Raw genomic sequence first — 19,714 nt, 5'->3', positions numbered from 1 at the left:
GCAAGGCGCGCATCTGCTCTAAGCCGCAGTTCATCTGCATGTGTTCCGCATTCTTACCCCACGAAGAAGTGAAACGTCCATGAAAAAAGGCAGGTCTCCTGGCTTATGCCTCATCGCTTCCCCTTTGCCTTCCCGTCAGCATAAACAGCCGGACAGTGGCGCATCCGCAGGAGTCGCTCTGCATTTACAGTGGCGGGACCGCGCCGGACTTGCACCGGCCTTCCCTATTAAGCGGTTCTATGAAACACAAGAACGCGCACCCTTTTCAATAGCTTATTAAATTTTAATATTCATAATCATATCTACTATTTCCCTCTATGTCCATAGAAAAGCTGTTACAATCTCATTCCATCCCATGTCAGCTATTAGCGGCGGAATAAAGCTGCACAGAGCTTGCTTCAACCAGCCGCTTGTGTCAGAAGGGGCGGTGTATATGCGGACTGCTCTTAATTGGCAACCACCTTATCTGCGCAGACTACCTTCTGCTCCTACCTAGACCAGACAACCACTAGCCATAAGGACTACACAAAGCATGAAGTCTGCCCAAGCACTTAAGCTACTCTAACTCAAACTACCTGCCACGTGAGCTAACCTGTCCTTGCAGACTACCTTTTACTTTTACACAGACCACTCTAACCACATCGGCTGTTCCAACCCAATATAGTTGGCCTAAACTCCCCGCCCTGGCAAGCTAACCTGTTCTCACAGACTATCTACCACTCCTACATAAACCAGACCAACCACTCGCAGACTACTTTACTCTTACACACGACCACCCCGACCACACGCAGACTACTTTATAAAAACTTGTCGCCGTAGCTAGTTGGAAAAAAGCAGCTTAATTTCACCGAAACCCTCATTCCGGCGTAATTAATTGGAAAATGGATACTTCATTTACTGGTTAAGCACACATTTCAGCAAAATCGCCTGAATTAAGTGGCAAATTTCCACTTAGTTCTGTTCATCACTTGTTTCGGCAGAGATTAGTTGTCTAAAATCCACTTAGTTACAACCAGGTGGCCGCAAAGAAACATAAACATGCTACCCGTCATCTGCGGATGGTTGTACTGCTCAGAATAGAGTATATGCTGCGAATAAGATCAAGTTAGTCTGCAAGAAAACGTTCCTCCACTCTGACTGCTCTCTGCACCAGTATTCTGTTGCCAGCTCCAACACATTCTGCTGAAAAAAAATCCTGAACGCACTCAAGCCGTCATCCGGCTGTTTGTGCTGTTCAGGATTATAATATTTGTTTATCAGTTAATTATGAAAAATAGTCGCTACTCCGCACCGGCAGTGCTCTCTGCACCAGCACCGTTTGTGCCGGATTCGCCAGTACTTGTCTCACCCGCTGTATTGCTTCCGCTGGTATTGTCACCAGTGTTATTGGTACCAGCTGAAGCATCAGGCGTGGCCTCAGCTGTGGCAGAAGGCTGTGCTGCCGGCGATGCGGTCACTCCCGCCGCAGGATCAGGCTGAACAATCAGCTTGTACTTACCGGCAGTAATCATATTGCCGGCTGCAAGCACGGCGCCCTGCTCCAGGTCAACGGTGACCTGGTAAGCCGGCGGAGACGAGACTGCCGCGCCGCCGTCTGTCCCAGCACCCGCGTTGTCCGCCGCGCCGCCGTCTGTCCCGGCACCCGCGTTGTCCGCCGCGCCGCCGTCCGTTCCGGCACCCGCGTTGTCCACCGCGCCGCCGTCTGTCTCGGCTCCCGCGTTATCCGCCGCGCCGCCATCCGTCCCGGCACCCGCGTTGTCCGCCGCACCGCCGTCCGTACCAGAGCCGGCCGCATCCGTGGCAGCGGCTCCCGGTTCCGGCGACGCCACCAGGCAGCTGCCCGTCGTTGCAACAACATCATACATGTCCGTCACCTCATCCCCGGACATGAGCCCAATTTCCGCCGGCTTAAAGGCGGAGCATTCCGCTGCATCCTCAAAGGTGAACACCAGCCTGGTCCCGGCAGTCCCGCCGCTGCCAAGCATAGCGGTAACCGTCGAGGCACCGCCGGCCCCGGAGCCAGTCGCCGGCTGCGCCGTGTCAGCAGGGTCCGGCCGCAGCAGGCTGACCGCTATAATGACCGCGATGATCACTAGCCCCAGAACAGAGCCGCTGATCAGGAGTTGAAATCGGCTGCGGCTGACCCACCGCGCCAGCGGTGAAGCCAGCTTGCTGCGGGCTTCATTGTAGATAGTCTGCAGCGCCGGTCCTGCGGCAGCTGCATAGCTTTTGCGGAAGTCACGGCTCTTGAACGCTTCACGGTCCTTGTTCATGAAATACTTCAGAATGGCCCGTTTATATCCCGGCCACAGCTTTTTATTCGAGACTGTGAACAGCCGGCTGCCCTGCGACCAGTCGAAGAAACGGTACACCGTCTCTTTATCTCCGCCCGCCTTGCGCACAACCAGCTCCAGCAAAGCCTCATAATCCAGCGGCCCGTCCTCGCGCTCACTGATATGATAGAAGGCCAGCGGCAGACGCTCAAAAGGCTCTGCACTGCGCATATCCTTCAGCCAGCGCCGTCCGAGCAGCTGCACATCGTCCAGCTCCCGCGGGGCAAGGCCGGCAAAAATCTTCTCATCCGGCTTCTCCTCGCCAAACCAGCGGTAGGCGGCCCGCAGGGCATTCGCCTTGCGTCTGCTGATGGAATCCAGCGGCGGCTGCCAGTCCTCAGCGTCACGGTAACGCAGGAACGAAATATCCAGCAGCTGCTCCAGCGTCAGCTCGTCCAGATCCACACGGCTGAGCAAGAAGCGGTCTGCAGCATCCGCAAGCTCCAGCAGCAGCGACATCGCCTCCGGATAGAGGCCGCTGCCTCTGCGCCGTTCTTTTTCGGCCTTTTCTACAAAATCATGGGCGGCCGCTACGGCGGCCACAGGATTGTTGTCCCCGGCCAGCTTTTCCAGCAGATATTCTTTGATCATATCCCGGGCGAAGGACTGCTGCAGCACCTCCGGCAATGACCGCCCCCAATGGAATACGAAGCGCATAACGTCCCTTGAATCAGCCGCAGCAGCAAGCCGGGATTCCATATAAGGCTCCAGCAGCTGTCTGCGGAATATGGGCTGGCCTAGCACTTTTTTGAAAAAGGCTGCACTCAGCCCGTCATTGCTCTCGATAATGCCATAAGCCGCAGCCAGCACATCCTCCCGACCTGCAGCCGGACAATTCAACATGCCGTTGATGAAAAAGTCGACGATTTTGCCCCGGTAGTTATGACCCTCCAGCACAAAGTACTCCTTGAACTGCTCAAGTACTTCAGGCTGGGGAATCCCGCGCTGCCGGATGGCATCGTACTCACGGTCGAACCGCTCCAGGAACAGATCGTTCAGCCGCACCCGTGACTCCAATGCTCCCTGGGGCTTCAGGTAGGACAACAGACCGCTGAGCACAGCTATTTTATTGTCTGTGTACGCCTGCTCATCCCCCTGCTCAATCTCATAAAAGACCGCCAGCTCGTTATATACCGCCAGCTGCAGCTTACGCTCCGGCCCTTCACCTGTCAGCAGGGAATCGGCAAAACGGGCATAATCCTCCATGCTGCCCTTCCGGTTAAGCGTCTTCCAGACAAGCTCGGCAAAAGGCTGGCGCGTTCCGCCAAAATCAGCATTGAGCATGCGGCCGGATGCCAGATCAAACACATAATCCTTCTCGATATTGCGGTCCCCGGGACGCAGCGAGCCTTTTTCCACAAAGGTCAGATGGATATATTTGCGGCTCTGCGGCTCATTCGCATATGTAATGACGCCCAGCCGGCGGCGGAAATCATACGGCAGCACGCTGAACAGAATCTCTGTCAGGTCTGCGGCACGCTGCGATACCTCGCTGATGGGCACATCGAGCGCAATATAGATTTTTTTCTTCCCGGCCACGGAGAGCATGACCGCCTGCAGCAGGGCCTTGAACCATTCCTCGTTAAAACCGAGCGTACGCAGCACAGTCAGCGGGTCAGGCCGGCTTTCGCGCTGCCGCACAGGAATATGGTCCAGCTCCGGCAAGGCTCCGCCCGGCTCCCCTTCATGACTGACGGCAAAGTCCGCATGCAGCCAGTCCCCGTAATGCTCCACAATCTCTTCCGAGCGGATCGGCGGCACAACAAAGTTATGGGCGAAAAAAGCGCTCCGCTGCCCCGTAAAATCAGCCGCCAGATAGCGGCTCTGCCCAATTACGGTATCGTTCGTCTCCGTATGGAACAGATGCAGCGCAGTTGGATAAATCTCCTCATTCTTCTCGCCGCGTGCCGAAAGCTCAGCCGGAGCATCGTAGACGCAGAAGGGGTGGAGAATTTTTTTGACAAAATTATTATCTAGACTGTCCGATTTCGCTACTGTATCGAAGCCCTCGGTTGCCCGGTAAACCCCGCGCCGCTCGCGGGTGTACATCTGCTGGGTGATGCCGGACCCTGAAAATCTGTTCACGGCCCGTCGCTCCCCTCAATATAATTCAGCTTATGCAGCAGCCAGATAAACGGCTCGTCCACCCGGATTGGGCTGACCACACCCTCTATTCTCTGATTGACCGGGTTGCTGCCCAGCGCAGATACAGCGAAATACCCCGTGTTGGCAAAATAAACATCCATCGTATCCTTGAACGGGCGGTCCACCTTCTCGATGAAGCGGCGGATTTCCCCGTCGATGTTATGATACTCGTCCAGATTCAGTGTTTTGCGGTGCACATAGTTATTAAAAACATTGCTGTTCGACTTGATATAATCGCCGTCCTCATCCTTGAGCGAATGCAGCATATCGCTTTTGGTCAGCACGACCGCTGTCGGGATGGAGGTTTTGCTCTTCTCCTGATAGGCGATAAAATCGCCGAACATCGTCAGCACCACATCGCGCGGCTCATCATACTGTGAGACCCACTCGCCGGGCTTGTCGCCGTAGTTGATGCGGATTTTCTCGCGGATGGAGCGGATCTGCAGCGGATCGACCATGAACAGGATGCCCGCCGAGTTTTTGATATGCTGGCCGTGCAGCCCGAGGTAATCCTGATCAACCATGCCCTCACCGGCAACATCGAAGAATACCAGTGTCAGCGGCGGCTTGCTCTCATCCTTGAAGACAAACTGGAAGATGAACGGCTCCTGCATTTTTTCCTTCTGGGTCGAAGCCAGCAGATCGCCGCGCTCAAACAGCGGTTCTTCGTACAGCGTGCGGAACTTGCGGCTGATTTCGGCATTCAGCGGCATGCAGGCTGCGTCAAAATGCCCCGCCGTCGTATGCTGCAGCGTATGGATCAGTGAGGTCATATACACCGACTTCCCTACCTGGGAAGCGCCGATGATGGAGATAATGTTGCTCGGCACCTTGCCCGCGGTTACAGGCAGCTCATTATGGCAGGCCGGGCAGAGCCGTCTGCGCGTCAGCACCCCGTAGCGGTCGGTTAGACCGGTGAGTACATGGTCCGTGTAATGATGGTATTCTTCCGGAATGTCAGCCGGATTCAGAATCGCTTCCATATCATCCACCGTATCGAGCCCGAAGCGCTCACGGTATTTATTCAGAGCGTCATCCTCGCCCAGCGCGTAATTCTCATCATCCTCACGGCTGTGCATGGCCCGGAAAACAACTTCCTCCGGCTGGAATTTCGTGAAGCAGTACGGGCACACAATATCATAGAAAAGCGGCCGCGGCTGCGGCTGGTTTTTCTTCATAAAGCGGCTGAAAAAAGACATCTCTTGTCCTCCCAACGTTTTGTCGTTGTCTGAGCGTTACTTCTTGTTGGCCATTTGTTATGGGCTATGCGCTGCTTCGCGCCTTAACTGCACTTTGTACAACTATTTTGCCTTTCAGTCCGGATATTTTCCTTTAAGCTGCATAAAGTACACTTATTCAGGCACCAGCTCATAATACTGACCGTACTTCCGTCCGTCGGTGAAAAAAATCCGCACAAAGTCCTCTTTGCCGATCTCGATCGGCGGCAGCGCGTTCCGTCCGGCGGCAAAATCCTGCACGAACGGGAACAGCACGCCGTCCTCCCTGGAAGCCGGGTACCCGCCTCTTTTTTTGACATAGCAGAGTACATCCTTCGGCACCGGCACTTCGGCGGTAATCGTCATATGTACTGTTTTTTGCTTGCCGAATATCGTTTTCTTCTGGTTGACGGAATAATAAATTCTGGCCTTGCCGGCGCTGACTGTAATCTCGTTGGAACGGTCCGGCTGCCTGATGAGCAGTGTCTCGCCGTTATCGTTAATCCGGGCATATATGGTATAGACCACCAGGCCGATATCATCCATCCGGTCCCGGTAGCCGTTGTTCGCTTTGTATTCCTCACGGGTGTACAGCTTCATGCCGGAAGGCGGAAGCTCCCCTTGGCCGGGTCCCTCCGCCGTTCCTTTGTGGATGCAGACCGCCTGTACGCCGTCCGGCCAGCGCCATCTCAGCGTACAGAGCCGGTCCTCCACCCGGGCAGTCACTTCCGTAATGGCCTGTGCAGGGGGAGTTTCTTCGGCGTACCTCATGACTGTATGCTCCTTTCACCTGTTCATTAGCTTTAGCTGATGCTGCCGGGCCTTAAAAGCCTTTGCTGTTCCTGTTTCTGCGCGGCGAATGAAACCCTTCGGAACCGGATGCTGCCGCCTCTCTTCTTCCCCGGCGGGACAGCCGTCCTTCGCCGACCGGTACCACATAGGTAAAGAGTGAAATAATAGCCGCCAGCACCAGTACAGCGCTCAGCCGGACCAGCGTATCGCCGACAGAATGGCCGTCAAGCCCGAATTCGAGAATCAGACCGGCACACAGGCCGGCTGCCCAGCCGCCAATGCCGAAGCTTTTGGCCAAATGCCGGTTATCAAAAATAATGCCAAGCCCGATCCCAAGCGCAGTACCCACCAGCATCAGCGCCAAAATCCGCACAACTGCATAATAAGGGCTGTCTGCTGTAGCATCGCTGCGCTCTGTGAGCAGGGTACGGTCGCCCAGCCGGTCATAGATTTGCTGGAACACCTCGCCCAGACGGCCAGCATCGGTAACATCATAATATTGCCCGCCTGTCGCAGCGGCAATATCCCGCAGCAACGTGGCGCCTGACGGGTCGTCCAGCGCAAGCCCGACGGTGTTCACGGCGATTCCCCGGCTTTTATACTCATTTAATTCAGTAGCTGTATCAAATTGGCTAAAGCCGTCTGACAGCATGATCACCATAGCTCCGCGACTGGCTCCGCTGTCTGTGTTAATTACGTTCATGGCTTCGGTGAGTGCTCCGCTGATATTCGTGCCGCCCTCCGTCGTCTGCAGACTGCCGATAACCTCCGATACCTTCTCGCGGTTTTCGGTACTCCGCAGTGAGGTCAGCGGCTGAACCACTGCTGCATCCTGGCTGAAGGTGACTACGGCCACCTGATTATCAGTGTCCATCTGCTGCACCAGTGACTGCGCGGCGGCATACCGGCTGTTGCCGGGGTCGCTCTGCTGCATGCTGCCCGAGTCGTCGATGACCATCACGACATTTTTGACCGTTTTGATGCCGCCAAAGTTCAGCTCATACACAAACTCCATCAGCGTGCCGACGCCGAACAGGATAACCACCGTCAGCGGCAGCAGCTTCCACGACAGCCCCAGATAGCGCTGCTTCCATGACAAGCCGTTCAGCTGCGGGGAGATCATCTCAGCCAGCAGTGCACCCAGTCCGATGCCAAGCGCCACTATGGCGAAATAGATGCCGACAATCAGGATTGACGGCAGATCATAAGGCCTGCTGCCCAGCAGCAGCTCTCCAAGCACAAAAGCTATGCCGCCGCCAAGCAGGCTAAAACACAATAAGAGCAGATTGATTTTCCGCTGCATCCATCCTCATCCTTTCAGGAACAACTATTGTTAGATTTATACGTTGCGGAGCACAGCCAGCCTGTTATCCTCTTGGACGTGTGTTCCCTGGCGAAGTAGGCGGCGGAAAAACTCCCTTGCAGTTAACAACTGGCGCATTGCCCGTTTGGGCTGGAATCAAAGGCATTTTTGCCTCTCATTTCGGCCGTTTGCTCGTATCGGCTGGAATCAAAGGCTTTTTTGCCTTTCATTTCGGCCCTTTGCTCGCATTGGCCGAAATCAGAGGCCTTTTTGCCTTTGATTCGGGCCGTTTGCCCTCATTGGCCGAAATCAAGGGCTTTTTTGCCTCTCATTCGGCCCATTTACCAGTATTGGCTGAAATCAGAGGTATTTTTGCCTCTCATTAGGGCCGTATGCCCTTCCTTATTAGTCTGGAGTATGCACGGGCTAGCTGCAATACCTCAGACTGAAATGTCGGCAACTTCCTTCCCAATTTCAGCATTCAATCGTCAGCATTGCAGCACTACGACATTCTGGCATTTTGGCAAATCAGCATTTAGACATTTTCAGCAATCAGCTATCAGAATTTCAGCACCTTAGCTTTTAACGTCCTTAACACTTCAGCATGCTTAGTACCTCAATACATACTCTTACTCAACAGTTCCACAACCAAACAGCACCTTCGCAGCCTGCCTGAGGGGCAGCCTTCCCCAGCCTCGTTACTCATCTAAGCTCAGGCAGCTGCTCCTCATCCACACCGTGCAGCTTGTAGCCGTTCTGCACATAAGTCTCGTAGTAAACCTTGCCGTTGCGGTAATAGAGCAGGTCCTCCAGATGGAAGCCGCCCATCAGGTTGAGCTTCTCCACACCGCTCCGGCGCTGCTCGTGGACGACGCCCAGGCGGTAGATCCTGGTCGTTCCGTCAGCGTTCAGCGCGTAGCGTAGGAATTCGGAGCCGCTGTCGCCGAAGAAATATTTCTCCTCATGACGGTGCTCCTGCGTATACTCGAACAGGCGGACGTTGATGACTGCACCGTCTTCAAGACCCAGATAGAGCTGCTTGAACAGCTCCTCTCTGGAGACAATCTCCCGGTTCTCGTAAGCCGCTGCAACATTGGCCCGCCGCAGCAGCTCCTCCTCAAACGGGAGGACGAACGGCGCTGCCGTCAGCAGCTCTTTTCTGCATACTTCGATCAGGCGGCGTACAACTGCCGGACCGCCTTGGCGCAGCAGCTCCGAGATGCTGCCCATGAAGCGGTCGCTGAAGAAGATGCCCGCACCGCGCCGGGTCTCAATGTCAAGCATGACCTCTGCGGTCACTGTGCGGTAGTATTCCATGATATTCTGGTCCACCGCTTCACCGGAGCGCCCAATGCTTGCCAGCGCAAGGCTGCGCAGCTCTTCTTCCAGCGCCTGCATCGTCTGCACTTTGGCTCTGCTCTCGGCATGCAGCTGTTCCAGTGCAGCGTCATAGCGGAGCGCAATGTCCAGCTCCAGCTTCAGCCTGAGAATCTCGTATTTCCTACTATATATACTCTCAAACAAATAATGAATGAAATTGCGCACGGTCCGCTTGTCGAGCAGCGGCACCCGCTGGAACGGCTGGCGCTCTACGCTCTGCGCATAGAGCTGCTCCAGCTCCTCCTCGGCGCTGGCCAGCGCCGAGCGCAAACCGCCCATGTGCTGACGCAGCGCGTTCAGCACACTGCCTCCGGCCTCGCCCTGCTCGGCCGTCCACTCCGCCAGCTGGTAGAACGTCACCGGCGGAGTTGCCTGCTCCTGAGCCGCCAGTACGGCGGCCCACTCGCGCGCAGGGTCAAGGGCCGCAGCACGCGCAGCGGAAACATCCGCAAAGTTGCTGCGGAAATACGCCTCACCGCCGTCGCCGAACAGCAGAGCTTCCGCCTCGCGCAGCGAGAGCGGCTTCAGCTCGCTGTAGGACGGACGGCCGTGGCTCATCAGCCCGGTCATTTCGGCGATACCCGCCTCATCGGGCAAGAGGCCCGCTGCCCGCTCGCGCAGCGCTTCCGGCGTCAGGCCGAGCAGCGCCTGGCGGTCGCGCAGACTAAAGCCGCCGCCGGTCTGCAGCTTCGCGGCCAGAACATGAAAGGCATGGTACAGCACCGCCATGGCAATCGGCTTGCTCGGCCTGCGCACCGCCGAGAATCCGGCGGAGGCATAGCCCTGCCTGCCGGTACTGCCGCGGATGCCGCTTTTGAACGTCATATTGTTGTAGCCGCCGTGACCGGAAGCCTGATCCGAAGAAGGACGTACCCGGTTCTTCAGCAGACTGATGTGCGCGATAATCTCGTAGTTATCCTCCATGCCGTTCACCGGGGTCATGCCACGCTCGTTTTTGTCCGAGAGCAGGTAGACCAGATCGAACAGGGCGGAGGGGCCGTGAGCCACCGGTATCGACAATCCGTCCTCCGTAACGAGGAGCGGCGCTTTAAATGTATAGTCCGGCAGCTGCATGCCTTCCAGCTCACGCAGAAAAGCCAGCCCGACCGAGCTGGAATATCCGAAGTTATCCCCCTGCTCCCGCTCGTTAATCAGCGTGTACAGGTCGGTCTGCACCGATTTGAACGACTGGCTGAGCACCGCCCGGGCGAGCAAGGCAACTTCAGGCAGCAGCACATTAAGCGGGTCATCGACCCGCGTAATGATGGAGAGATGGATTACGTCAAAAGAAGAATACAGCCGTCCATAGTCTGCTATCCTGTTGCCAATCTGCCGGAGCGTCCGGTTCATCCCGGCCAGATAACGGCCGTCCTCGTGAAATTCCCGGTAGACTTCCTGGCGCACCATGCGGGGATCACGCCCGGCCGGATCCGGCAGGGCCATCGTCATCACCCGTTCCTTGCTATCTTGCACCTTGCCGCCATTCGCGCCGGCATGCAGCGCCAGCACCCCGGCAGCATTATCCCATTTCCGCTCGCAGCGCATAAGCACCGGCTCAATCGCTGCCGACACCTTATCGCCAAGGAACAGAAACAGCGCAGGGTAATGGATGCTGCTGCGTCCATCCCCCTTGCTGTGCAGCGCCTCTTCCTGCGCCGCATATTGTTCTGCATAGACCAGTGCTTCTGTTCTAATCATAGGCTTACTTCAGCTTTCTGCGGATGCTGGCCAGCTTCCCGGTCAGACTCTTGTAGAAGCCGTACATTTCATCGCCGTCGGCATGCTCTACCCGCTCGTATTCCAGACTGTCGCGCGCTTCAAGGAAGGAGACATACAGCCCCTCCAGCTTATAGAGCAGCGGAGTTACATCCTCGGCTGCGGTCATTTCTCCGGAACGGCGTGCCGCTTTGCGCAGCAGCACACTCCGGCTCTTCTCATCCAGAGCGCGGAAATGACGGTAGACGGCATATTCCACGTAGCTGCGTTCCTTCATTAGATTGGCGAACGGCTCCCAGGCATCTTCTTCCTCGTCGCGGTCGTAGACGTAGAGCGCGCCTTTTTTGACAATGGTATCGGTGTAGAGCGCCTCGATGAACTGGTCAAGCCATTTATCTTCATCCAGATACTGGCGCAGCAGCACATCCAGCTCGGCAGCCTTGGCTGCCAGTGCCTCATATTTAGCCAGCTCCTCGCGCACACGGGCAATCAGCTGCGGCGAACGGATCAGGTTCTCCTGAGCCATCTCCTTGTTGATGCTGCCGAAGATATCCTTCACGCCTTCACGCTCCAGACCGTTCTCACGCAGCGAACGCAGTTCATCCGCTGCCTTCTTCACTTCACCGAGGTTCGGACGGGAAGCGCCCAGCTGCAGGTCATATCCGCTCAGCAGCTTATCGAGATCAAACGGCTTGGTAAAGACAACAGAGTAGCGGCTGCTCGTATTTTCATCCAGCCCTTTTTCCGTAATGACTCCGGTATCCAGCGCCCGTGCAAAGTCAGCCCGGACTCTGGCGTTGTACTCACGCACACGGTCATTCACATAAGTGTCGCCCCATGATTTCTCAGGAATCGGGGACGGCAGATAGGTCCAGTTATTCTTGTCGGTCATCACCAGATGGCGGCCAATGCCTTCCTTATCTAGAATGGTGCGTTCGTAGTTCTCTTCATATACTCTTAGCGGAGTATAAACGAAGAGCGGCACACCGTTACGGGTGTTAAGCCAGAAAATCCGGTTCTTGACCTCGCTCTCCTTGATCGTAAACTGCGATTTGCCGAGCGCATTGTTCTGGTAATTACGGATCCCCTTCAGGATGCCCGGCGCTTTAACCGGCACGGAGACGAAACCCCATGACGGGAAGTGCAGGCTGCCCGAGCTGTTGCTCAGATGGAAAATCGGCACCGCATCCTCATCCAGCCGTCCTGCGATAATCCGTTCCACAAATTTGTCCAGCGGCTCCTCGCGGCCGTACTTCATCACCAGGAAGTCTTCCATCGAACGGGTGATCAGATCGCCGAATTTGTCGGTCAGGAACTCGGAAATCGAGCGTACGATATCAATCTCCTGCTCTCTCACCCAGCGTCCGGAATGCTTCAGCATTTCGCGGGCAAAGTCACGGATCAGATCGTCCCCGTCCTTCTGGTCCATCAGCTTGGAGATGTTCGCTGCAATATCCGGCACGTTGACGATATTCCAATAGTAGGTTTTGTTGCCGCGGTGGTCGGTCTGCTCTTCACCGTTCAGCAGAATGTTCCCGTTCTTTTCAAAAATCGTACTCAATGCGCTCAGAATTTCCGTAAACACCCCGTAAATCCGGCTGTTTTCTTCGTTCAGCAGCTCAAACAGATCCTCGTAGAACTGAATCATCTGCTCCGTACGCTCCACATCGGCATGCAGCCAGTACTCGTTGATTTTGGCTTCGATATAAGCATTCTTCTTCTTCTCTTTGGACACAAAAGCGCTCCGCGCATCGCCCAGCTTCTCTTCCGCACTGTCCTGGGCCGTCTCGATATCACGCGGCAGACGCAGCAGGCTCTCGCGCAGCGCTTCGATATAGGACTGGATCAGCTTCAGAATGCAGAAGCCCTTCTCGGTATAGAGCAGGCGGGACACATAGAACGGACCCTGCTCCGGATGCAGGAAAATGCGCTCCAGCTCCTCGCCGAACCGTCCGGTGATTTCGCCCGGCAGCTGCTTTTTGGCCTTGATATATTCCTCACGCGCACGGGACAGGAAGCTCTGTTCGAGCTCAGTGTCCATGTCAACAACCTGGTTCTTGATGACATTGGCGTGGCTCAGCCGTTCGCTGTTCTGATAGCCCGGCAGCGGTTCAGGTACGCGTGATTCAAACGTTTTGATCATCGTATCGAGATCGATGCCCAGCTTGCGGGCAAACTTCTCGACGTCCTCCTGGCCCGGAGCCTGCTGGAACATCTTGTCCATTTTGTCGAACAGGCGGTAGGCCAGATAAGTGGTCATCTCTTCAATCGGCAGCACGGCCGACGAAGCCCCGATAATGTTGTATTGATAGTTGGCCGGATACGTTTTGTTCATCTGGGCAATGTTCGTGTTGATGTTGCTGATATAGTCATGGATGGCGAATTCCTCGCCGGAGGCTTTTTCCTCGCTGGCCATAAAGTTCGTGATATTCTCAGCCGTTACGTTCATGCAGTAATCATAGGCATTCTCCAGCAGCTTGCCTTCTGTGTTGGTTGCAGAGATCAGATGGCAGAGGTTAAACGGCGGCAACGGTGAATTTACGGTCAAAATATTGCCGTACTGCTGGCGGAACCGCTCACCCCGGCTGTCCACATTCATCCAGTAATCCAGCTCTTTGAGCGCCGCATAACCGTTCTTGCGGATATACTCGCGGGTGTGCTCGCTCAGGCTTTTATTGGACAGATTGACGTCCGGCGTGAACAGGTAACCAAGTGTATTGACCCGGTCGATGCCCGCCGCACCGTAGTCACGTTCAATAATCCCGCGCACAATATAGGCGATATCGAGAAATGAACCGCTGCCTGTCCCGCCGGAAAGGCCGGTAAGCAGGAATACCATCAGCTTTTTGTTAGTGCCTACGGACAGTGTCTTGATCTTCTTGTCGATCGCGCCGACGACCTGGTTGATCTTGGTGAACATCAGCAGGCGTCCGGCCTGGCGCACACCGGCGGCCCCGTTCATGCCATCGGTAATGCTCAGCTCAGGCGACAGCCATTCCGTAATATACGGATCAAGGATGCTTCTGTTCTGCAGCAGACCGCCGATTTCCGCATTTGCCAGCAACACAAATTCACTCTGCGGGTCAAGGCCGATGCCTTTGTATTTTTTGCCTCGGTCTTGTTCATTCGTTTCAAAAGCCAGAAACTCCACGTTGTCCGGCTTATCCCGCTTCTTCTTGGAAATCGGGTCCTCTGGCAGCTTAAAGCGGCGGTTAATCTGATATTTCAGGCGCAGCAGGGCATCAATTCCCGTGCCCCCCAGGCCGATGATCAGGATCGGATTGTCAATGGTATCCACTCTGATCTTGTCGCTGACGATTCCCCCGCCGAGCGATACGTCCAGCTGCTGAATATGCTCTCTTACTACCGGTTTCATAGGTTCTCCCCCTCTATATTAAAAACTCCAACAGAATCGTCTTGTCTACTGTCTGCAGCGGCACCGAAACGCGGTCCCCGCTCTTCAGCTCCAGCCCGCGCGAAGCGTCAGCCGCCCGCCCGGATCTCTCAACTGTAATTCCCTCGCTGCTGCGCAGGAGCAGCCGGTCGTTTTTGCCCGGTGTGAAGATGACCTTCTCACTCTCCTTCAGTTCAGGAGCCAGCTGGAGCAGCTGGTGCAGCGTGAATTTGCCGCGGAAGCCGGACAGCTTCTTGTACTGCGGATACGTCTTCTCTCCGGTGTTGCCGTCCAGCACCTCTACGACCATCTGCCCGACAAAGCCGCGGTTGGCCTGCTTGCGCAGCATCCATACTGCCGCCGCCGCTATGAGCAGCAGTAGTACGCCGCCTATGATAAAGTACAGGGTATTTGAGGATTCTTTTGGCTGAAGCGGCTCTTCTCCGGTGGTTCCGCTGCCTGCAGCAGGCGCTGTACTTACAGCCCCTGTCTTCGCGTCGATCTTGAGCACATCACTTTCACGGTAAAAGCTGCTCTCCTCCGCACGGACCTTCAGCTCGTAGGTATGGCTCTCTTTTATTTCAAAAGAACCCTTGAACTCTGCGCCGGAATTGTCCAGCGGAAGCTCCTCTACTGTCCCCGTATCGAGGTCCGTAGCGAGCAGCACCGCATTCATATCTTGATACAAATTGCTGAGTGTTACCTGAGCACCGTTGCTGTAAAGGTGGGAGACGATGTCGATGGTGTCGCCCTTCTTGTACGCTGCTGACGGAGGTGCGTCTATCTTGAGCTCGAGATCATAGTTGAATACGAGATTAATGTCGATTTTATCCTTGGGAACACCCTTCACCTGAAGCTTCCAGTCTCCCTGCTCCGGCGACAGCAGCTTAATCAGGCTATAGGTGGACGACTTGGACAGCAGCACATCATCTGACGGGATCGCCACTTCCTTGCCCGACGGATCGGTCAGCTTCGCAGTCACCGGCTGTGCTGACATAATCGAGATATTCGCCTCCAGCACGCTGCTGTTCGGCACATTTACCGTAACCTCCTGAAAGCTGCCGTCCGCCGTGATCGACTGGACCGGAACAATCTTCAGCTTCAGGTGGCTGGCAAAAATCTCACTCAGAATCTGCGGCAGATCATCCGCGGAATTCGTCGTAAACGATTTGCCGCCTGTCTCATTGGACAGACCGGCCAGAATATCCTTATTCAGCTTGCCATCAGCATTAAGCCCTATAGTATACACCGGGTAGCCCTTCTGCTTGGCGGCATCCACCGCAGCGGACAGCTCCTGGTCAGACTGGCTCTGCGTCCGGCCGCTTGCCTCATCGAGGTCATTGTTGCCGTCAGCCAGCATGACGATCATCGGCTCATGGGTGGGGTCACTGCCGTTCTCAAGCACCTTGACCGCTTCTTCCATACCGACGGCGATGTCGGTGTACGGCCCGCGGTTCAGCCCGTCGATGAAATCCTTCAGGTCCTGCTTGTCGCCGGCTGAGCCGATTTCAAGCAACGCCTTCTCGCGCTGCACCTTGTCGGTGTAGGCTACGATTCCGACCTTATCACCTTGGGTGGACAGCATATCTATAAACATCTTCATCGCCTCACCAGCGATATTGTTCTTGTCACTCTTGTTCATGGAGTTGCTGACATCGATCAGCAGCACTGCATCAATCCGGGACGGGCCCGCCGCTGAAGCAGCCGAACCGGCCGAAGCCGCCGAAGCACGCAGGGTGGTGAACGGCGATGCCGTAAGGCACAGGATCAGCAGCAGTACAGGCATCAGCCTCTGCAGCATTTTCTTGATTGTTCTGGGGCAAAGCTGTGTACGAAGCATAAAGATGGCTCCTCTTGTGTTATATTCGGTAATAGAGACGTTGCAGCAGTTAGCTAAATTCTGTCAATAGCATGCCATTATGATATAATTAAACATTGTAAACTTCAACTTTAGGCCTGCATGAAAGGAAGAGTTCCATGATTTCATACGTCCTGCTCGGCATTGCGTTTCTATATGCCGTCATTCAAATTTCAATTTATGCCTCAAGGCGGCGCAGTCCGCTTACCCGTGACGATATCGACGAGCGGCTGCTCGCCGCCCTGAACGGAGGGACAGCATCCCGTGACTAAAAAAAGACCCGTAACCTTCCGGCCGTTCAAGGCTCCGCGCTACGCCTATAACAAGCTGCGGATCTGCCGGCACTGCGGCAATTATACGGCGCTGGGCGAAGAACGCTGCCTCAAATGCGGCCGCGCCGCGCTCAGACCGGCCCTGCAGCAGGCTGCAGCGCTTGCCGGACGAAAGATGCAGACCCGCCTGCTGCTGCTCCTCCTGCTTACCCTGGCTGCGGTCTACTTCGGCCAGAGCCTGCAGCAGATGGCACTCAGCGGCGCCGGGGGAGCTGTGCTCATCGCAGCTCTCTACTATATGCAGCGGAAAGTCCGGCAGAATGAAAATCTTGTCTCCCTCAACGAGCTGCTGGGCCGGAATGTCGACCGCATCCGGGAAGGCCTGGAGCTGAACCGGCAGGAGGCCGTCGCCGTACTGCGCGAGGATGATGTGCTGGCTTATGAGAAGCTGCGCGAAATCTCCGTCCTGCTGCGCGGTGACCGGATCGCCCGCCAGCGTGTAGCCCTGCTGCACGGCTTCCAGCTGCGCAAGGATATGAATCTGGAGCTGGAGCAGCTGCTGCTGCGTGATTTCGAGCCGCTGCTCGCCGAATATATCGGTGAGATTGCCCGGGTCCGGCCCGAGCTGATCAAGGACCGCACGCTCCGCTATGTCAAAAATTATGAGGTGCAGATTCTCGAAATGGATAAGGGCAGAGACATTCTGGCCGGTGTTGCCGGGGCGGCTGTACGCCTGAAGAGCTATGTACTGCTCTATTCCGGTTTGATCGGAAGATATATTCAGGATCTGCCCAAGGACCGTTTTTTGCGTCTATCCAAGCTGATCTCCGCCAGCCCGTATGAGGCCTGGAACGGACTTGACCAGAAGGTAGCGGAAGTCAGAGAAGCGAAATACCGCTGGGACCCCGATTTTTAGATAGAGTGCCGGGAGATTCAGGCATGCTGTATTTTCGAAAAAAGGGGCTACTATACTATGACGTTCAAACAAGCCATAACCCTGCGGAATATTATGATCATTCTGTGTATATGTATGGCGGGGCTGCTCATCTCGAAGGCGCTGCGGATCGAAGACAAGCTCCGGATGGTGCAGGAAGCTGAGCGGCTGTACGCTGCCGGGGATCTGATTGCCGCCGAACGGCTGTACCGTCAGGCGGCGGATAATTTTTCTATCCATTATAAAGAGGAACAAATTGCCGGACGGCTCATGGAGCTGGCACCGATTACGGCGATCCGCAGCGGTCTGGACTCACTGGTCCGTACATCTGCAGATCAGCTCGTAACCAAAGATTTTTCCGGATTCATGGAGAGTTATGCTGCTCTGCTCAGCCTGAAATCCAAGTATTTTATCAGCGGCGGGCCATATGAGAGCTTTTACCGCCAGCTGTCGGAGGAGTCGGGAATTTCCGCGCAGCTTACGGGCGGTTTCCGGCAATTCAAAGACCAGTTTCTGGCTGAGCTTGCGGCCGGTGGCGGGGATGATACCGGTGAGACTTTCAAATGGAACCTGCTGCTGATTCCGGACGCATATTATGGAGGTCAAGAGGCCAAGGATGAGCTGCTGGCAGCCGGCTTCAAATCCCATGACGTTGCCAGGCTGAAGGTGCTGGCAGCTGCCGGAAGCTTCCAGCCTATGCTGGACAGCGCCTTATCCATGGCACAGGCCTACAGCAGTCACAGTTATACAGCTCCATGGGTGCAGGAGCAGGCGGAAGAAAGCGCACGGCTTATCCTCGGCAAGGATCTTGAAGGCGAGAATGTATCGGCTTTTGCCGGACATGCGGTGGCCTACCGTAACTATGCTGCATCAGCAGGACTTGATGCCGGCACTTCCAAAGTGCTGGCCTCCATTGAACGCAGCACCTCAAAGCTGCTGTCGAGTGCGGCCCGGCTGGTCCGGGACGGACAGTATGCTGAAGCGATTCAGCTGTATAGCAGCCTCACTCCGCTTCAGGATACTTCAGCCGGGATAGCCGCTGCGCAGCTGGCCTGGAATACGGCAGAGCCTGTCCGTCTGCTGCCGGGCGGTGATGAGCAGGGGAAATATGTATTGGTAACTTCCGTTACTTCTAAGTATGGGGCGAAAATCGCTGTAGCCGGTATAGATAACAGCGGCAGGCTGTACTATGCCGATCTGCAGGAGGATGGAATCAGCTCCACCCGGACAGGAGACATTATTCCGGACTTCGGGCGGCTAAGCGGCATTTCTTTTGACGACCGGCTGGCTGCAGTGGCCGAAGTGCCGGTTGTGGTAGCCCAGGGGAGCCGGGATGACGGCCGCATTGATTTTACAGCCTATCAGATTAAGCCTGAGGGCATTTCTGTACTGTTCACCTTTGCCGGTGACAGCTATGAGCTACAGGCAGAGGACGCCTCCATTCTCGTAGCCAATGCAGATACTGGCGACGGCGCGTCCGGCGAGACCGGAGTGTATACTTTAGGTGAAGGCAGCTATCAGTTTGCCGGAATCCGGCAGGTGGTGACAGAGCCTCCGCTTATCTCCGCTAACGATTTGGAGCTTTATCCGTACGAAACCGTGAAGCTGGGTATGGAAATTTATATCGACAATAGCGGACGGAGCGCCGGCTTCGCTGACGGTCGTTACTTCGCTCTACAAGGTGCTGCCGGTTCGTTCACAGGCTCTGCTCTGGTCACAGGGCAGTACCAGGGGAGCAATGATTATATTGGGACGGGAGCCGGTGAACAGTATGTTCCTGTATTCGTTGTTGACTCACTCGAGAGTCTCAACTCAAGCGGTGCAGAAACGGGTACGGATCCGAATATGGATTCCGGTCTGAATATAAACCCGGATGCAGGTGCGGATTCGAATCCGGCTTCGGATGATACAGGTGACGGCACGAATTCCAATACCGGTTTGGACTAAATAAAACAGAGCAGCGATTCTTCAGTTCATCCGAGGAACGCTGCTCTGTTTGTTGTTGTAGAAGATATGCTGACTGTGTAAATCCTGAATCCCTGTCCACGTCAGGTTCAGCAATTTCTAACGGACACAGATGACGTTAAATGCCGGTTTTGCGGTGACTCTCCCATTTAACGGACCCGGATGCACTTATTTATACCACCAAGCCGGGTTATCTGAGTATAGGCGGGCAATAAAGGCTTTGGAGTCCGTTAGAGCTGAGCCGTACCGTAAATTAGGTGTATAACGTCATCTCAGTCTGATAGATCCGCAGCCAGCAAGTCTTGCTTTTTCCCGCAAATCCCCGCTCACATGTTCCAGACACATCCCGCCACCACCGTCCATTCCAGCTCATCCAGGTACTCCAAAAATCACATCACCCTGCCG

General features: G+C 55.5%; 11 protein-coding genes and 1 riboswitch. Of the genes, 4 read left to right on the top strand and 7 right to left on the bottom strand.

Annotated features, from left to right (window positions below; genetic code table 11):
• Positions 1-71 precede the first annotated feature (71 nt).
• Positions 72-279: riboswitch (cobalamin riboswitch) on the bottom strand.
• Positions 280-1,280: 1,001 nt separating this feature from the next.
• The 4 genes from AC4G46_RS04810 to AC4G46_RS04795 form a co-directional block, all read right to left on the bottom strand.
• Entirely contained in the window at positions 1,281-4,418 is a 3,138-nt protein-coding gene (locus AC4G46_RS04810) for a GAP1-N2 domain-containing protein (protein WP_491126920.1), read from the bottom strand.
• Positions 4,415-5,677 carry a hypothetical protein gene (locus AC4G46_RS04805; RefSeq protein WP_090719956.1) on the bottom strand — a complete coding sequence of 421 codons (1,263 nt, stop codon included), beginning with the start codon at positions 5,675-5,677 and terminating at the stop codon, positions 4,415-4,417. Before AC4G46_RS04805 ends, AC4G46_RS04810 begins: the two co-directional genes overlap by 4 nt.
• A 153-nt stretch (positions 5,678-5,830) precedes the next feature.
• The gene (locus tag AC4G46_RS04800) at positions 5,831-6,466 is read right to left on the bottom strand and encodes a beta-mannanase (protein ID WP_491126919.1); all 636 of its coding nucleotides are present in this window, start codon (positions 6,464-6,466) and stop codon (positions 5,831-5,833) included.
• A gap of 52 nt (positions 6,467-6,518) precedes the next feature.
• A complete protein-coding gene (locus tag AC4G46_RS04795) occupies positions 6,519-7,790 on the bottom strand; it encodes a vWA domain-containing protein (protein ID WP_491126918.1) in 1,272 nt (423 codons plus the stop codon).
• Positions 7,791-7,906: 116 nt separating this feature from the next.
• Between AC4G46_RS04795 and AC4G46_RS04790 the strand changes: the two genes are divergently transcribed.
• Positions 7,907-8,176, top strand: coding sequence for a hypothetical protein (locus tag AC4G46_RS04790; protein ID WP_491126917.1), 270 nt, complete (start codon positions 7,907-7,909; stop codon positions 8,174-8,176).
• A gap of 316 nt (positions 8,177-8,492) precedes the next feature.
• Here the strand turns inward: AC4G46_RS04790 and AC4G46_RS04785 are convergent, their stop codons facing one another.
• The 3 genes from AC4G46_RS04785 to AC4G46_RS04775 are packed head-to-tail and all read right to left on the bottom strand — an operon-like array spanning position 8,493 to position 16,081.
• The gene (locus AC4G46_RS04785; RefSeq protein ID WP_491126916.1) at positions 8,493-10,868 is read right to left on the bottom strand and encodes a transcription initiation factor TFIID; all 2,376 of its coding nucleotides are present in this window, start codon (positions 10,866-10,868) and stop codon (positions 8,493-8,495) included.
• A 4-nt stretch (positions 10,869-10,872) separates the two neighbouring features.
• Positions 10,873-14,262 carry a tubulin-like doman-containing protein gene (locus tag AC4G46_RS04780; protein WP_491126915.1) on the bottom strand — a complete coding sequence of 1,130 codons (3,390 nt, stop codon included), beginning with the start codon at positions 14,260-14,262 and terminating at the stop codon, positions 10,873-10,875.
• Between the two features lie 13 nt (positions 14,263-14,275).
• The gene (locus tag AC4G46_RS04775) at positions 14,276-16,081 is read right to left on the bottom strand and encodes a vWA domain-containing protein (RefSeq protein WP_491128792.1); all 1,806 of its coding nucleotides are present in this window, start codon (positions 16,079-16,081) and stop codon (positions 14,276-14,278) included.
• 176 nt (positions 16,082-16,257) lie between these two features.
• Here AC4G46_RS04775 and AC4G46_RS04770 point away from each other — a divergent pair, with 176 nt between their 5' ends.
• Genes AC4G46_RS04770 through AC4G46_RS04760 form a run of 3 tightly spaced genes read left to right on the top strand, consistent with a single transcriptional unit; the run spans position 16,258 to position 19,291 of the window.
• On the top strand, positions 16,258-16,410 hold the full coding sequence (locus tag AC4G46_RS04770) for a hypothetical protein (RefSeq protein WP_491126914.1): 153 nt from the start codon (positions 16,258-16,260) through the stop codon (positions 16,408-16,410).
• Positions 16,403-17,326, top strand: a complete 924-nt coding sequence (locus AC4G46_RS04765) for a hypothetical protein (protein WP_491126913.1) — start codon at positions 16,403-16,405, stop codon at positions 17,324-17,326. Before AC4G46_RS04770 ends, AC4G46_RS04765 begins: the two co-directional genes overlap by 8 nt.
• Before the next feature lie 57 nt (positions 17,327-17,383).
• Entirely contained in the window at positions 17,384-19,291 is a 1,908-nt protein-coding gene (locus AC4G46_RS04760) for a hypothetical protein (protein ID WP_491126912.1), read from the top strand.
• The last annotated feature ends 423 nt before the right edge of the window (positions 19,292-19,714 follow it).

The organism is Paenibacillus sp. fava2 (assembly GCF_058313675.1).
The sequence above is the reverse complement of the archived record's forward strand: the minus strand, read 5'-3'. Positions and strand labels throughout refer to the sequence as shown.

Excerpts from the sequence above, each read along its gene's own strand:
- AC4G46_RS04760 (WP_491126912.1), top strand. The coding sequence starts at position 17,384 with ATGACGTTCAAACAAGCCATAACCCTGCGGAATATTATGATCATTCTG.
- AC4G46_RS04775 (WP_491128792.1), bottom strand. The coding sequence starts at position 16,081 with ATGCTGCAGAGGCTGATGCCTGTACTGCTGCTGATCCTGTGCCTTACG.
- AC4G46_RS04795 (WP_491126918.1), bottom strand. The coding sequence starts at position 7,790 with ATGCAGCGGAAAATCAATCTGCTCTTATTGTGTTTTAGCCTGCTTGGC.
- AC4G46_RS04780 (WP_491126915.1), bottom strand. The coding sequence starts at position 14,262 with ATGAAACCGGTAGTAAGAGAGCATATTCAGCAGCTGGACGTATCGCTC.
- AC4G46_RS04800 (WP_491126919.1), bottom strand. The coding sequence starts at position 6,466 with ATGAGGTACGCCGAAGAAACTCCCCCTGCACAGGCCATTACGGAAGTG.
- AC4G46_RS04770 (WP_491126914.1), top strand. The coding sequence starts at position 16,258 with ATGATTTCATACGTCCTGCTCGGCATTGCGTTTCTATATGCCGTCATT.
- AC4G46_RS04785 (WP_491126916.1), bottom strand. The coding sequence starts at position 10,868 with ATGATTAGAACAGAAGCACTGGTCTATGCAGAACAATATGCGGCGCAG.
- AC4G46_RS04805 (WP_090719956.1), bottom strand. The coding sequence starts at position 5,677 with ATGTCTTTTTTCAGCCGCTTTATGAAGAAAAACCAGCCGCAGCCGCGG.